Raw genomic sequence first — 14,799 nt, 5'->3', positions numbered from 1 at the left:
ATAGGGGGTGAATGTGATATGACAAAGAAAAGAGTCTATCAGTTAGCAAAAGAATTAAATATTACTAGTAAAGAATTAATGAATAAAATGAAAGATTTAGATATAGAAGTATCTAGCCATATGAGTACGGTTGATGATGATGAGTCAAATATTTTAAAGGAATTATTATCAAATAAATCAAATAGTGATATAAATAAAAATGGAAATGTAGAAAATGAAAATATAGAGGGTGAAGATATAATAGAGGAAAAAAATGAAAAAATTATAAAAATAGAAAATACAATCACTGTTAAAGATTTAGCAGAAAAATTATCTATAAATAATAATGAATTGATAAGCAAATTAATAACTCTAGGTATTATGGCAAATATAAATCAAGAATTAGATTATGACACTATTGAGTTAATTGCTGATGAATATGGTTATGGTGTAGAAGAGATAAAATCTCTAGATGAGGATAGCGAAGAATTGGATTATGAAGATGATGAAGAAAATCTTGTATTAAGGCCACCTGTAGTTACAGTAATGGGTCATGTTGATCATGGTAAAACATCTTTATTAGATGCAATAAGGGAAAGTCATGTAACTGAAGGAGAAGCAGGAGGAATTACTCAACATATAGGTGCTTCAACAGTAAAGATAAATGGTAATAAAATTGTATTTTTAGATACACCTGGTCATGAAGCTTTTACTGCGATGAGAGCTCGAGGTACACAAGTAACTGATATAGCAATTTTAGTAGTTGCTGCAGATGATGGAGTAATGCCACAAACTATAGAAGCTATTAATCATGCTAAAGCGGCTAATGTACCTATAATAGTGGCTATTAACAAAATGGATAAGTTAGAAGCAAATCCTGATAGGGTTAAGCAGGAGTTAACTGAATATGGTCTTGTTTCTGAAGATTGGGGTGGAGATGTTATCACAGTACCAGTGTCTGCTATAAATAAAAAAGGACTAGATGAACTTTTAGAAATGATAACATTGGTTGCTGAAATGAGTGAATTAAAAGCTAATCCTAATCGTAAGGCTGTAGGTACTATAATAGAAGCGGAATTAGATAAAGGTAGGGGTCCTGTAGCTACTGTATTGGTTCAAAAAGGAACTTTAAAAATAGGTGATTCAATAATTGCTGGAACAGCTAGTGGTAGAGTAAGAGCAATGATAGATAGTCAAGGTAGGAGAGTTAAAAAAGCTGGTCCATCTACTGCAGTAGAAATATTAGGTTTATCTGAAGTTCCGCAAGCTGGTGATAAATTATATGCAGCGAAAAATGATAAAAAGGCTCGCGAAATTGCAGATGATAGAAAAGATAAGATTAAGAGAGAGCAGATTAAATCGAAACAAAATATTTCCCTTGATGAATTGTTTGATCAAATAAAAATCGGAGAAGTTAAAGATCTTAATATAATAATTAAAGCCGATGTACAAGGATCAATTGAGGCTGTAAAAGAAGCTCTGATTAAATTAAGTAATGAGGAAGTAAAAGTTAATCCAATTCATGGAGGAGTAGGTGCTATAACAGAGAGTGATGTTATGTTGGCTACTGCATCTAATGCTATTGTAATAGGTTTTAATGTAAGACCTACTGCATCTGCAACTAATTTAGCTGAAAGGGAATCTGTTGATATTAGAACTTATAGAGTTATATATAAAGCAATAGAAGATATTGAAGATGCTATTAAAGGTATGCTAGAACCAGAATATAAAGAAGTTGTGCAAGGAAGAGCTGAAGTTAGAGCTACGTTTAAAGTGCCAAATATAGGAACAATTGCTGGTGTATATATATTAGATGGTAAAGTAACAAGAAATTCTAATGTTAGATTATTAAGAGATAATATTGTAATTCACGAAGGTGATATTTCATCTTTAAAAAGATTTAAAGATGATGTTAAAGAAATAGTTTCTGGATATGAGGGTGGTGTAGGAATCGAAAATTATAATGATATTAAAGAAGGAGATATAATAGAATCCTATATTATGGAAGAAATCAAGAAGTAATATTGAGGAAGGTGAACTAGATGGGTTCAAAAAGAATATCAAGAATATCTGAAGAAATTAAAAAGATTGTAAGTGAATTAATCATTAAAGAGATTAAAGATCCAAGAATGTCTAGTATGACAACTATTACAGAGGTAGAAGTAACTAATGACCTTCGTTACGCTAATATATATATATCTGTATTAGGCAATGAAAAAGAAAGGGAATCTACTATAGAGGCTTTGCAAAGTGCATCTGGATTTATAAGAAGAGAAATAGGTAAAAGAATAAAATTGAGATATATACCGGAGCCCAAATTTAATTTAGACAAATCTATTGAAAATGGTATATATATATCAAAATTAATAGATAGTATCAAAGAAAATGGAAAGAAAAATAATGAATAATATAATTAGAGAATTAGATAGATCAAAGAAGATCTATCTAATTTCTCATATTAATCCGGATGGAGATAGTATTGGTTCTTTATTGGCATTAGGGACTTCATTACAATATAAATATATGAATAAAATTGTGTTATTAAAATCAGATGCAATTCCTACAAAATTTAATTTTTTAAAAAATGTTGATACTCTTATAGATATTGATAATATAGGGGATATAGAAGAAGATTCTGTATTAATAACTTTAGATTGTGGAGACATATTTAGAATAGGTGAATTTTATAATTATATTGATAAATTTAAAAAAATAATCAATATAGATCATCATGTTTCTAATAGTGGTTTTGGATATATTAATATAGTAGAAAGTGATTCTAGTTCTACAGGAGAAATAGTCTTTAATATTATAAAAGAAAATAATTTAAAAATTGATAAAAATATAGCTACAGCTTTATATACTGCTATATCAACTGATACAGGAAGCTTTAAATATGATAATGCTAAGGCTGAAACTCATAGAGTTGTTGCAGAATTATTAGAGTTTAATATAGATAAGAATCAAATTATACAGGAAATATATCAAAACAGGTCTATTGAAAAAACTAATATTTTTATAGAAAGTTTAAAAGGATTAGAGTTTTATTGTAACAATAATATAGGAGTTATTATTATTACTGAAAAAATGATGAATAATATTAATGCTTCATCTCAAGATACTGATGGAATTGTAGAATTCATAAGAGATATTGAATCTGTAGAGGTAGCTTGTGTTATAAAAGAAATCAACAATAGCAAAGTAAAAATTAGTTTGAGATCAAAAAAATATTTAGATGTATCTGAGGTTGCTGGAGTATTTAATGGCGGTGGACATATTAGGGCAGCTGGATGTACTATTAAAGAAAATATTGATTTTGCTAAGGAACAAACATTAAAAGAAGTAATCAAACGATTAAGGTGATTTTATGAATGGTATAATAAATGTATTAAAACCTACAGGAATGTCTTCTCATGATATTGTTAATTTTATAAGAAAAACTCTTAATATGAAAAAGGTCGGTCATACAGGTACATTAGATCCAAATGCTGTTGGAGTTCTTCCGATTTGTATTGGTAAAGGAACTAAAATTATTAAATATATACAATATAGAAATAAGAAATATAGAGCAGAATTAACATTAGGTTCTGCTACAGATACACAAGATAAATATGGAAAAATTATTAACACTTCTGATAAAGTTGTTAATGAAGAAGAAATTATTAAAGTAATAAAAAATTTTAAGGGAGAAATTAATCAAATTCCGCCAATGTTTTCAGCGATTAAAAAAGATGGTAAGAAATTATATGAATTGGCTAGAGAAGGAAAAGTTATAGAAAGAGAATGTAGGAAGATATTTATTGAAGAAATTAATATAATTAATATGTATAAAAATAAGGTAATATTTGATGTAGTATGTTCTAAGGGGACATACGTAAGAACCTTATGTAATGATATAGGTGAAAAGTTAGGAACATATGGTCATATGTCATTTCTAGAGAGACTTGAAGTAGGGATGTTTAAATTAGATTCAGCATATACAATAGAACAAATACAGGATAGAGCAAGATTAAATAATTTTAATTTTATTTTACCTATAGATTATCCTTTAGAATTTATGCAGGAGATAAATATAAGTAAACATTTTTATAAACATATAACAAATGGATTAAAGATAAGTACAAAAAGATTAAATGTAGATGATTTTGAGATGAATGTTGAATATAAGATTTATTGTGATAAAGTATTTATTGGAATAGGAAATATAGTAGAAAATAATGATGATACTATACTTAAAATGAATAAAGTATTAGTGTGAAGGTGAAGTCTAATGAGAATTATTGAAAATATTAATAATAAAATAGAAGATGAAACTGTAATATGTTTAGGTAGCTTTGATGGTATTCATAGAGGGCATAAAGCATTAATAGAGGATGTTATAAAAGAAAGTAAAGAAAAAGGCTTAAAAAGTTTAGTTTTTACTTTTAGTAATCATCCCGCTAGTATTATTTCTGACAGAAATGAACCTAAATTATTAATTAATAATGACCAGAAAATTAAAATGTTTCAAAAATTAGGAATAGATTATCTAATTATGATTCCTTTTAGTATTGAATTTATGAAAGTAGCACCTGAAAAATTTGTAAAAAATATATTAATTGATAATTTAAATGTTAAAAAAATTGTAGTAGGATTCAATTATAGATTTGGTTATAAAGGTAAAGGAACTACAAGATTACTTGAAGAATTAGGTATAAAATATGAATTTAAGGTTGATATAGTATCACCAGTAAAATATAAAGGTGATGTCGTAAGTAGTACAACCATTAGAAAGCTTATTTCTGAAGGTAATGTTCGAAGAGCTAGTAAATTTTTAGATAGATATTTTTCTCTAGAAGGTAAAGTGATTCATGGTAAAAAAAGAGGTAGAAGTATGGGATTTCCAACTGTTAATATTCAATTGAGTAGTAATTATATATTACCTAAAAAAGGTGTTTATGAAACTGAAACAATATATAATTCACATAAATATAAAAGTTTAACAAGTATAAGTATTAATCCAACTTTTGAATGTGAAAGAGATATATCTGTTGAAACGTACATTTTGAATTTTAATAAAGAAATATATAGTGAAAATATAGAAATAAATTTTATAAAATATATTAGAGATATAATTAAATTTAAATCTAAAGATGAATTGATTAAACAATTAAAATTAGATGTAAATAGTATATCTAATTAATTATTTACATGAACATAATAGTATGTTAAAATAAACTTATTAGCCTTGTTCTATGGATATCGTTACCTCGGCGTTATTCTTGGAGCTAGGATTATATGAAAATTAGGAGGTATTCAAATGATAAGTAAAGAAACAAAATCAAGAATTATTGAGGAATATAAAACTCATGAAGGAGATACTGGGTCTCCAGAAGTACAAATTGCTATACTAACTCATAGGATTAATGAATTAAATGATCATTTAAAAGAACATAAAAAAGATCATCATTCAAGAAGAGGTCTTTTAAAAATGGTTGGTAAAAGAAGAGGTCTTTTAAATTATTTAATGAAAAATGATTTAGATAGATATAGAAATTTAATTGAAAGACTTGGATTAAGGAAATAATAAGAGCGGGGATGACCTCGCTCTATTATTTTTAATATATTGCATATAATATATTGAAATATTAATTATATGTTTATAAAACATAAGGAGGTTTAACATGGAGAAAACATTTGAGTATATTCTTGCCGGGAAGAAACTAAGTGTTACAATAGGTAAGGTTGCTGAACAAGCCAATGGAGCATGTTTAATAAGATATGGTGATACAGTTTTGTTAGTGACTGCGACAGCATCACAAGCTCCTAAAGAAGGTATAGATTTTTTTCCTTTAAGCGTAGATTTTCAAGAGAAATTATATTCTGTAGGAAAAATACCAGGAGGATTTATTAAAAGAGAAGGAAGGCCTAGTGAAAAAGCTATTCTTACTTCAAGACTTATAGATAGACCTATAAGACCACTATTTCCGAAAGGGTATCGTAATGACGTACAAGTTATAGCTACAGTACTATCCGTAGATCAGGATTGTACACCTGATATTGTTGCTATGATTGGATCTTCAATAGCATTAACTATTTCAGATATTCCTTTTAATGGACCAATAGGTGGAGTGTCAGTTGGCTTAATAGATGATAAGTTAATTATAAATCCTGATAGTAAAGCTAGAGAAAAAAGCGATCTTAATCTAATTGTTGCAGGTACAAGGGAAGCCATTATGATGGTAGAAGCTGGAGCTAATATAGTATCAGAAGGAACTATGTTAGAAGGAATATTAACAGCTCATGAAGAGATAAAAGGTATTTGTAAATTTATTGAATTGATTAGAGAAGAAATTGGTAAAGAAAAAGCTGACTATGAAGTATTTTTAGCAGAAGAAGAAATTGAAAAAGAAGTTAAAGAATATGCTACAGAAAAAATGATTAATGCAATTAAAATTGAAGATAAGATTGTAAGAAAAGAAAATATGGATAAAGTTAAAGAAGAGACTAAAGAATATTTTGAAGAAAAATATCCAGAAAATATTAAGGATGTAGATGAAGTTCTATATGACATAATAAAAGAGCAAGTAAGAAAGATGATTACAGTAGATGGTATTCGTCCAGATAATAGAAAAATTGATGAAATAAGACCTATATCTTGTGAGGTTGGATTACTTCCTCGAACTCATGGTTCGGGATTATTTACAAGAGGTCAAACTCAAGCATTAACTGTAGCAACTTTAGGTGCTGCTGGTGATGTTCAGATAATTGATGGTCTAGGAGAAGAAGAATCTAAGAGATATATGCATCATTATAATTTTCCACCTTATAGTACTGGAGAGGCTAGATTTTTAAGAGGACCAGGAAGAAGAGAAATTGGGCATGGTGCATTAGCAGAAAGAGCATTAGAACCTGTAATACCAAGTATAAATGATTTTCCATATACAATAAGATTGGTTTCTGAAGTATTAAGTTCAAATGGTTCATCATCACAGGCAAGTGTATGTGGAAGTACTTTAGCATTATTAGATGCTGGCGTTCCTATTAAAGATAATGTAGCTGGAATTGCAATGGGACTTATAAAAGAAGAAGAAAAAGTAACAGTTTTAAGTGATATTCAAGGAATGGAAGATTTTCTAGGAGATATGGATTTTAAAGTAGCAGGTACTAAAGATGGAATTACGGCTATTCAAATGGACATTAAGATTTCGGGTATTGATAGAGAAATATTAACAGAAGCTTTAAAACGAGCTAAGGATGGAAGAAATTATATTCTTGATAAAATGAATGCTGTTATATCAAAACCTCGAGAAGAATTGTCTCCTTATGCTCCTAGAATACTTACTATGAAAGTGGATCCTGATAAAATAAGGGATATTATAGGTCCAGGTGGAAAAACTATTAATAGTATTATTGATGAAACTGGAGTAAAAATAGATATCGAAGATGATGGTAAAGTATTAATAGCATCAGAGGATATGAATATGGGGAAAAAAGCTATTGAGTTAATTAACGATATAGTTAAAGAAATAGAGGTAAATGAAATATATTTAGGAAAAGTAGTTAAAATAATGCCATTTGGTGCATTTGTTGAAGTATTACCTGGTAAAGAAGGATTAGTTCATATTTCAAATATTGCTAAAGAAAGAATAGAAAAAGTTGAAGATGTATTATCTATAGGAGATGAAGTTCTTGTTAAAGTTACTAATATTGATAAACAAGGAAGAGTAAATTTATCTAGAAAAGATGCTTTACCAGAAACAAAAGATGATAAGTAAGACATAAAGCAATAAGTTTTATGTCTTTTTTTATTGTCTATAATAAGGCAAAATAATATTAGTTTTAATATATTTATTATAATTTTTTAAATTATGAATATTAATATAATATAAAACTAATGGAGGGATAGCTATGAAGATCTATTATATAAAGTATAAAAACATTTATATTTTATTAATAATATTGATTGTTTTACTTGTATTAGGATTTCTCTTTTCAAGGAATGCTGCTGTGAAAACATTTAATAATAAAGATAATATTTATTACGAAGGAAATGCTGAAGATAATATGGTAGCATTTACTTGCAATGTAGATTGGGGAGAAGAATTAATTCCAGATATGTTAGAGATATTTGAAAAAGAGGACGTAGAAATAACTTTTTTTGTTACAGGAAAATGGGCTGAGAATAATCCAAATCTTTTAAAATTAATGTCTGAAAAAGGACATGAAATTGGTAGTCATGGATATTTACATAGAAATTATGGAGATCTTAGTTATGAAATAAATTTAAATGAAATAAAAAAAGCGGATAATATTATAGCAAAAATTATTGGACAGAAGCCTTTATTATTTGCACCACCATCAGGAGATTATAATGATAATACTATTAAAGCTTCTATGGAGCAAAATCATAAAATAATAATGTGGTCAGTTGATACAATTGATTGGAGAAATGATAGTAATAAAGATAAGATAATAGAAAGAGTTATTCAAAAAAGCAAAAAAAATTCTATAGTACTTATGCATCCAAAAGAAGAAACTATTAAAGCATTACCGATTATAATAAAAGAATTAAAAAATAAAGGACTTAATGTAGGAAAAGCATCAGATGTATTGAAATAAACTTTTTTCTTTATTATAATTAAGTTATCATTATAGTTTAGGAGAGAGGGATTAGTGTATAATAAATTTAAATTGTCTAATGGAATAAGAGTAGTATCGGAAAACATACCTTATGTGAGATCAGTTTCTATTGGTTTGTGGGTTGAAGCAGGTTCAAGATATGAAGGTTTAAATAATAATGGTATATCTCATTTTATTGAACATATGTTATTTAAAGGAACTAAAAAACGTTCTGCTAAAGATATTGCTGATGAAATTGATAGTGTAGGTGGACAAATAAATGCTTTTACTAGTAAAGAATGTACTTGCTATTATATTAAAATATTAGATTCTTATATTGATTTAGGAATTGATATACTACAAGATATGTTATTTAATTCTGAGTTCGATAATAAGGAAATTGAGAAAGAAAAAAGTGTAATTATTGAAGAGATAAATATGTATGAAGATTCACCAGAAGAATTAGTACATGATTTAATATCAAAAATTTTATTTAATAATCATCCACTATCTTATCCTATATTAGGAAGCAAAAAAAGTATAAGAAATTTAACGAGAGAAGATATTTTAGAATATTTTCATAATCATTATAATCCTGAAAATATAGTGATTTCTGTGGTTGGTAATATTAATGAAAAAAATCTATTAGAATCTTTAGAAAGAAATTTTGGAAGTTTAAAAATGACTAGAAATAAAATTTCAAGAAATATTAATATGCCTTTTATAGAAGATAGTCTTGTTGGAAGATCAAAAAAAACAGAACAATTACATTTATGTTTAGGATTAGAAGGAGTTAATCAATCATCTAAAAACTTATATTCGTTATTGGTTTTAAATAATATCTTTGGAGGAAGTATGAGTTCTAGATTATTTCAAAAAATAAGAGAGGATAGAGGATTAGCTTATTCAATATATTCATATCCTTCTACTTACAAAGATACAGGTACTTTTACAATATATGCTGGTTTAAATCCAAATAATATATTAGATTTATCAGAAATAATATTAAATGAAATAGATAATATTAAAAAAAATAGTTTTACTTCAGAAGAAATATATAAATCAAAAGAACAGCTAAAAGGCAATTATATATTAGGATTAGAAAGTACATCAAGCAGAATGAGTTTTTACGGTAAATCAGAATTATTAAATAGGAAAGTTGATACATCGAAAGAAATAATTAATAAAATTAATAAAGTAAATAAGAAATCAATTGATAAATTAATTAATGAGATATTTGATTATGATAAAATGAATATTGCATACATTGGAAATCTGAAAGATTCTAATAAAACAAAAAAAGATTTATATGAATTATTTAAAAGAAACTCCTAAATATTTAGGAGTTTCTTTTAAATAATTCATATCATATAAAATCTTATCATAATTGATAATGAATACTTCAAAAAATTCAACATATAATATATAGGAGGTGTAAAAATGTCTATTTATGAAATAGGAAGTCAAAAGATTGTTACATTAAGTGAATTAGGAGGTAAAGAAATAGTAAATCTTAATAATGGAGGTCGTTTAGGAGTTATAGCTGATTCAGATTTATTAATTGATGAAAAAACTGGGAAAATACATTCTTTATTAGTGCCTGATAATAGAAGTCAATTTAAACTTTTTGGAGAAAAAAAAGAAATAGATATACCATGGAATACAATTAGAAAAATTGGTAATGATATGATAATCATAGAATTAGATTATTAAATTAAATATAATATTTCACAATTTCAATATTATTGCATATTATATATTAATATTGAAATAATGAGGTGAAATAATGAGTATAGTTATACAAAAATTTGGAGGTACATCAGTAGGAAATGAAGCCTCAAGGAAAAGAGTAGTAGAAAGAATAATCGAGAAAAAAAAGAAAGGACATAATATAGTCGTGGTAGTATCTGCAATTGGAAGACGAGGAGATCCTTATTCAACTGATTCTCTTTTATCATTAATTAAAACTAAATATAGCAATAAAAGAGATTTGGACTTGCTTATGGGATGTGGTGAGATAATTTCATCAGTAGTATTATCAAACTTATTAAATCAAAAAGGTTTTGAATCACAAGCGTTAACTGGAGGTCAAGCTGGAATAATTACTGATGAGAATTATGGGAATTCAGAAGTTTTATCTGTTAATAAAGATAATATACTCAATAAACTAACTAATGATAATATTATTGTAGTAACAGGATTTCAAGGTATTACAAGTAAAGGAGATATAACAACATTAGGTAGAGGTGGAAGTGATATTACAGCTGTTTTATTAGGAGAAGCATTAAAAGCTGAATTTGTAGAAATATATACGGATGTAGATGGTATTATGACTGCTGATCCTAGAATTGTATTAGATGCACAAGTTATAGATGAAATATGTTATGAAGATTTATATAATATGGCCGAAAATGGAGCTAAAGTAATACATCCTAAAGCAGTTGAAATTGCAGAAAGAAGTAATATTAAAATTAAAATTAGAAATACTTTAAATAATTCAAAGGGCACTATAGTTTTGAGACGTGAGAAAGCAAAAAATAATATGCCAAAGATAATTAATTCTATTACATATAAAGATGGAAAAACTCAAATAATTATTAATAATAAAAAAAATAATAAAAATATACAACAATTAATAAATTTATTTACAAAATCCAATATTAGTATTGATTTAATTAGTATTTCTTTAGAAACAAATATGTTTACTATTGATGATAAGGATGTAACTTTAGCTATAAAAATTCTATCTGAAAATGGCTATAACTATTCATTAAATAGAGATTGTTGTAAAATAAGCATAGTAGGTCATAAAATGAAAGGCATTCCTGGTATTATGTCTAGAATATTAAAGAGTGTATATAAAGAAAATATACAAATACTACAAACTTCTGATTCCCATTCTTCTATCTGGATATTAGTAAAAACTAAAGATACTATTAAGGCAACGAAATCATTGCATAAAGAATTTAATTTAGGTAAAAAATAGACTTATATAAGTCTATTTTTTATTTAATAATAATCGAAAGGATGTTATAAATAATGTCAGATAAAATACACAATCCTAATCCAAAACGAGAGCCTAAAAAATCAGACGTAGTTAAGTCCATTGAAGCATTAGGTACAACTAATATACCTATAAATAAAGGAGACATTTATTTTATTTCCATAATAGGAGAAATAGAAGGACATAGTTTATCTCACCCACAAAAAAAAGCTACTAAGTATGAACATATCATTCCACAATTATTATCAGTTCAAAGAAATCTTGACATCAAAGGGTTATTAGTTATTCTTAATACATTAGGAGGTGATGTGGAAGCAGGCTTAGCTATATCTGAAATGATCAATACAATAAATAAACCTACTGTATCATTAGTTTTAGGTGGAAGTCATAGTATTGGTATTCCTTTAGCCACTTCTACTAATTATTCATTTATAACTCCTACCGCTACAATGACATTACATCCTATTAGAATGACAGGTCTTGTAATTGGTGTTCCTCAGACTTTTAGATACTTTCAAAAAATGCAAGAACGAATATCTAGTTTTATATTAAGAACTACTGAAATATCCTCTGAAAATCTAAAAAAATTAATGTATGATACTGATGAAATAGCAAATGATGTAGGAACAATTTTAGTTGGTAAAGAAGCAGTAGAATATGGATTAATAAATGAAATTGGAGGATTAAATTCGGCAATTAAAAAGTTAGAAGAGTTAATTAAAAATAAATAGTATAATTATCTAAATTATGTTATAATTACTTGAGTGAAGTATTAATAATTTCTATTAATACTTCACTCATATATGAAAAATTTATTATATACTTATCTTTAATTAATAGCTTTATAGAATATTAAATTTACTCCATCAATATTGATGGAGTAAATTTAATATAAGAATTAGTTTTATTAAAGGAAATCAATAGTTTAATAAAGAATTGAATTATTTAGAGGTGATAAAATGAGTAGTAGAACAAAAAAAAGTAAAAAAAAGAAAAAAAATAATAATTTTACTGAAGTAAATAAAGAAGTAATAGGTGTTATTATTATTTCCTTTGGTCTTTTATTGCTATATAGTATGAATACAAATTCTAGTGGAATAATAGGAAATTTAATAGGTGAAAAATCATGGCAACTCGTGGGATCTGGAGGATACTTATTACCTTACATAGTTATAATTATAGGTATTTTATTTTTAATTAATAAATTAGATGTATATCAAACAAAAAAAACTATATCTATAATATTTATATTTATTACTTTAATTATATTATTTGATATAAAATTTCTTCCAACAATAAAAAATTTAACATTAATAGATAGAATAAAATTATCTATGGAAGCATCATTAATGTTATTTCATCGAAGTGGAGGAATTATAGGAGCTTTATTTGCTTATATATTTTTGAAACTCTTTGGTATTATTGGATCTTATATAATTCTTTTTACAATTTTAATAATAAATACTTTATATTTAACCAATAAAAGTATTATACATATAATTCAAAAAATCATAAATTCCTTTTCAAATAGTGTTAAAAATTCAAATTTATCAATTGAAAAAAATAAAAAATCAAGAAAAAACGAAAAAAAATCTCTTAAAAAATCAAAAAAGACTAATTTAACTTCAGATGAAAATGAAATGACTGATAATAAAATTAAAATCTTAGACTATACAAAAAATGAATATAAAAATGATAGTAGTGATAATAATACTTGTTTAGATAAAAGTATCGCAGAAAAAAAAGAAAATATAGAGGATAATAAATTTGATAATATATCAATTACAAAAAATGAATATATAGATTATGAATTCCCTAAATTAAATATATTACGTAAAAGTGATATTTTAAAAAATAATAAAGAAAATAAAGCTATATTAAATAATGCAAAAAAGCTTGAAGATGTATTAATGAATTTTGGAATAGAAGCACAAGTTACTCAAATAAATAGAGGTCCGACTATAACAAGATATGAATTACAACCTGCTCCAGGAATTAAAGTTAGTAGGATAGTAAATTTATCTGATGATATCGCTTTAGGATTAGCATCTTCTGATATTCGAATTGAAGCACCTATACCAGGAAAAGCAGCTATAGGAATTGAAGTGCCTAATATAGATAAACTTACAGTCAATTTAAGAGATGTTCTTGAAACAAATGAATATAATAGTATGAAAAGTAAATTAGCTTTTGCTTTAGGAAAAGATATTGCAGGAAAACCAATAATAGCAAATATTGAAAAAATGCCTCATTTACTTATTGCTGGAGCAACAGGTTCTGGAAAAAGTGTATGTATAAATACTCTTATAACCAGTATATTATATAAAGCAAAACCTGATGAAGTAAAGCTATTAATGATTGATCCAAAGGTTGTTGAGTTAAGCATATATAATGGAATACCTCATCTTCTTATTCCTGTAGTTACAGACCCAAAAAAATCATCTCATGCATTAAATTGGGCTGTACAAGAAATGAATAATAGATATAATTTATTTGCTGGAAAAGGTGTACGTGATATAAAAAATTATAATGAAAAAGCTGCAAAGGATGAATCAATAGACGGATTACCTCAAATAGTAATTATTATAGATGAATTGGCTGATTTAATGATGGTATCACCGAATGAAGTTGAAGATAGCATATGTAGATTAGCTCAAATGGCAAGAGCAGCTGGTATACACCTTATTGTTGCAACTCAAAGACCATCAGTAGATATTATAACAGGCACCATAAAAGCTAATATTCCTTCCAGAATATCTTTTTCAGTATCATCTCAAGCTGATTCTAGAACTATATTAGATATGGGTGGAGCTGAAAAATTACTAGGAAAAGGAGATATGTTATTTTATCCAGTAGGTGCATCTAAACCTCAAAGATTACAAGGCGCTTATATAGATGAGAAAGAAGTAGAAAAATTAGTTGATTTTTTGAAAAAAGATAATATTGTTGAATATAAAGAAGAAATAATAGATACTATCGAAAAAGAAATTAATACTGAATTTGATGATACAGATAAGTTATTACCATCAGCTATAGAATTAGTAGTTGATGAAGGACAGGCCTCTATATCTTATCTTCAAAGAAAATTAAAGGTTGGATATTCTCGTGCAGCAAGAATTGTTGATGAAATGGAAGAAAGAGGTATAGTAGGACCTCATGAAGGAAGTAAGCCAAGAAAAGTATTAGTAAACAAAGAAGATATTGAAAATTAATAT

At 26.5% G+C, this 14,799-nt stretch carries 13 protein-coding genes; all 13 read left to right on the top strand.

The window, feature by feature from the left end:
- Positions 1-18: 18 nt before the first annotated feature.
- The 13 genes from infB to GOQ29_RS10250 all read left to right on the top strand — a co-directional run bounded on the left by infB (position 19) and on the right by GOQ29_RS10250 (position 14,796).
- Positions 19-2,001, top strand: a complete 1,983-nt coding sequence (gene infB / locus GOQ29_RS10310) for a translation initiation factor IF-2 (protein WP_203372571.1) — start codon at positions 19-21, stop codon at positions 1,999-2,001.
- A gap of 20 nt (positions 2,002-2,021) precedes the next feature.
- On the top strand, positions 2,022-2,387 hold the full coding sequence (gene rbfA, locus GOQ29_RS10305; protein ID WP_203372570.1) for a 30S ribosome-binding factor RbfA: 366 nt from the start codon (positions 2,022-2,024) through the stop codon (positions 2,385-2,387).
- Positions 2,380-3,342, top strand: coding sequence for a DHH family phosphoesterase (locus GOQ29_RS10300; RefSeq protein ID WP_203372569.1), 963 nt, complete (start codon positions 2,380-2,382; stop codon positions 3,340-3,342). The genes rbfA and GOQ29_RS10300 overlap by 8 nt, the downstream gene beginning before the upstream one ends.
- 4 nt (positions 3,343-3,346) lie before the next feature.
- On the top strand, positions 3,347-4,237 hold the full coding sequence (gene truB, locus GOQ29_RS10295; protein WP_203372568.1) for a tRNA pseudouridine(55) synthase TruB: 891 nt from the start codon (positions 3,347-3,349) through the stop codon (positions 4,235-4,237).
- A gap of 12 nt (positions 4,238-4,249) precedes the next feature.
- Positions 4,250-5,161 carry a bifunctional riboflavin kinase/FAD synthetase gene (locus tag GOQ29_RS10290; RefSeq protein WP_203372567.1) on the top strand — a complete coding sequence of 304 codons (912 nt, stop codon included), beginning with the start codon at positions 4,250-4,252 and terminating at the stop codon, positions 5,159-5,161.
- 117 nt (positions 5,162-5,278) lie between these two features.
- Positions 5,279-5,545, top strand: a complete 267-nt coding sequence (gene rpsO, locus GOQ29_RS10285) for a 30S ribosomal protein S15 (protein WP_203372566.1) — start codon at positions 5,279-5,281, stop codon at positions 5,543-5,545.
- Positions 5,546-5,642: 97 nt separating this feature from the next.
- Positions 5,643-7,736 carry a polyribonucleotide nucleotidyltransferase gene (gene pnp / locus GOQ29_RS10280; protein ID WP_203372565.1) on the top strand — a complete coding sequence of 698 codons (2,094 nt, stop codon included), beginning with the start codon at positions 5,643-5,645 and terminating at the stop codon, positions 7,734-7,736.
- Between the two features lie 133 nt (positions 7,737-7,869).
- Positions 7,870-8,580, top strand: coding sequence for a polysaccharide deacetylase family protein (locus tag GOQ29_RS10275; protein ID WP_203372564.1), 711 nt, complete (start codon positions 7,870-7,872; stop codon positions 8,578-8,580).
- Positions 8,581-8,634: 54 nt separating this feature from the next.
- Positions 8,635-9,915: a M16 family metallopeptidase gene (locus GOQ29_RS10270; RefSeq protein WP_203372563.1), complete on the top strand. Its 1,281-nt coding sequence runs from the start codon at positions 8,635-8,637 to the stop codon at positions 9,913-9,915.
- A 105-nt stretch (positions 9,916-10,020) separates the two neighbouring features.
- A complete protein-coding gene (locus tag GOQ29_RS10265; protein ID WP_203372562.1) occupies positions 10,021-10,293 on the top strand; it encodes a YlmC/YmxH family sporulation protein in 273 nt (90 codons plus the stop codon).
- 73 nt (positions 10,294-10,366) lie between these two features.
- Positions 10,367-11,566, top strand: coding sequence for an aspartate kinase (gene dapG / locus GOQ29_RS10260; protein ID WP_203372561.1), 1,200 nt, complete (start codon positions 10,367-10,369; stop codon positions 11,564-11,566).
- A gap of 53 nt (positions 11,567-11,619) precedes the next feature.
- Positions 11,620-12,315: a ClpP family protease gene (locus tag GOQ29_RS10255; protein WP_203372560.1), complete on the top strand. Its 696-nt coding sequence runs from the start codon at positions 11,620-11,622 to the stop codon at positions 12,313-12,315.
- 228 nt (positions 12,316-12,543) lie between these two features.
- Positions 12,544-14,796: an FtsK/SpoIIIE family DNA translocase gene (locus tag GOQ29_RS10250; protein ID WP_203372559.1), complete on the top strand. Its 2,253-nt coding sequence runs from the start codon at positions 12,544-12,546 to the stop codon at positions 14,794-14,796.
- The last annotated feature ends 3 nt before the right edge of the window (positions 14,797-14,799 follow it).

The organism is Anaeromonas gelatinilytica, assembly GCF_016820635.1.
Lineage (GTDB): Bacteria > Bacillota > Clostridia > Tissierellales > SIT17 > Anaeromonas > Anaeromonas gelatinilytica.
This window is presented reverse-complemented; position numbering and strand designations above follow the sequence as displayed.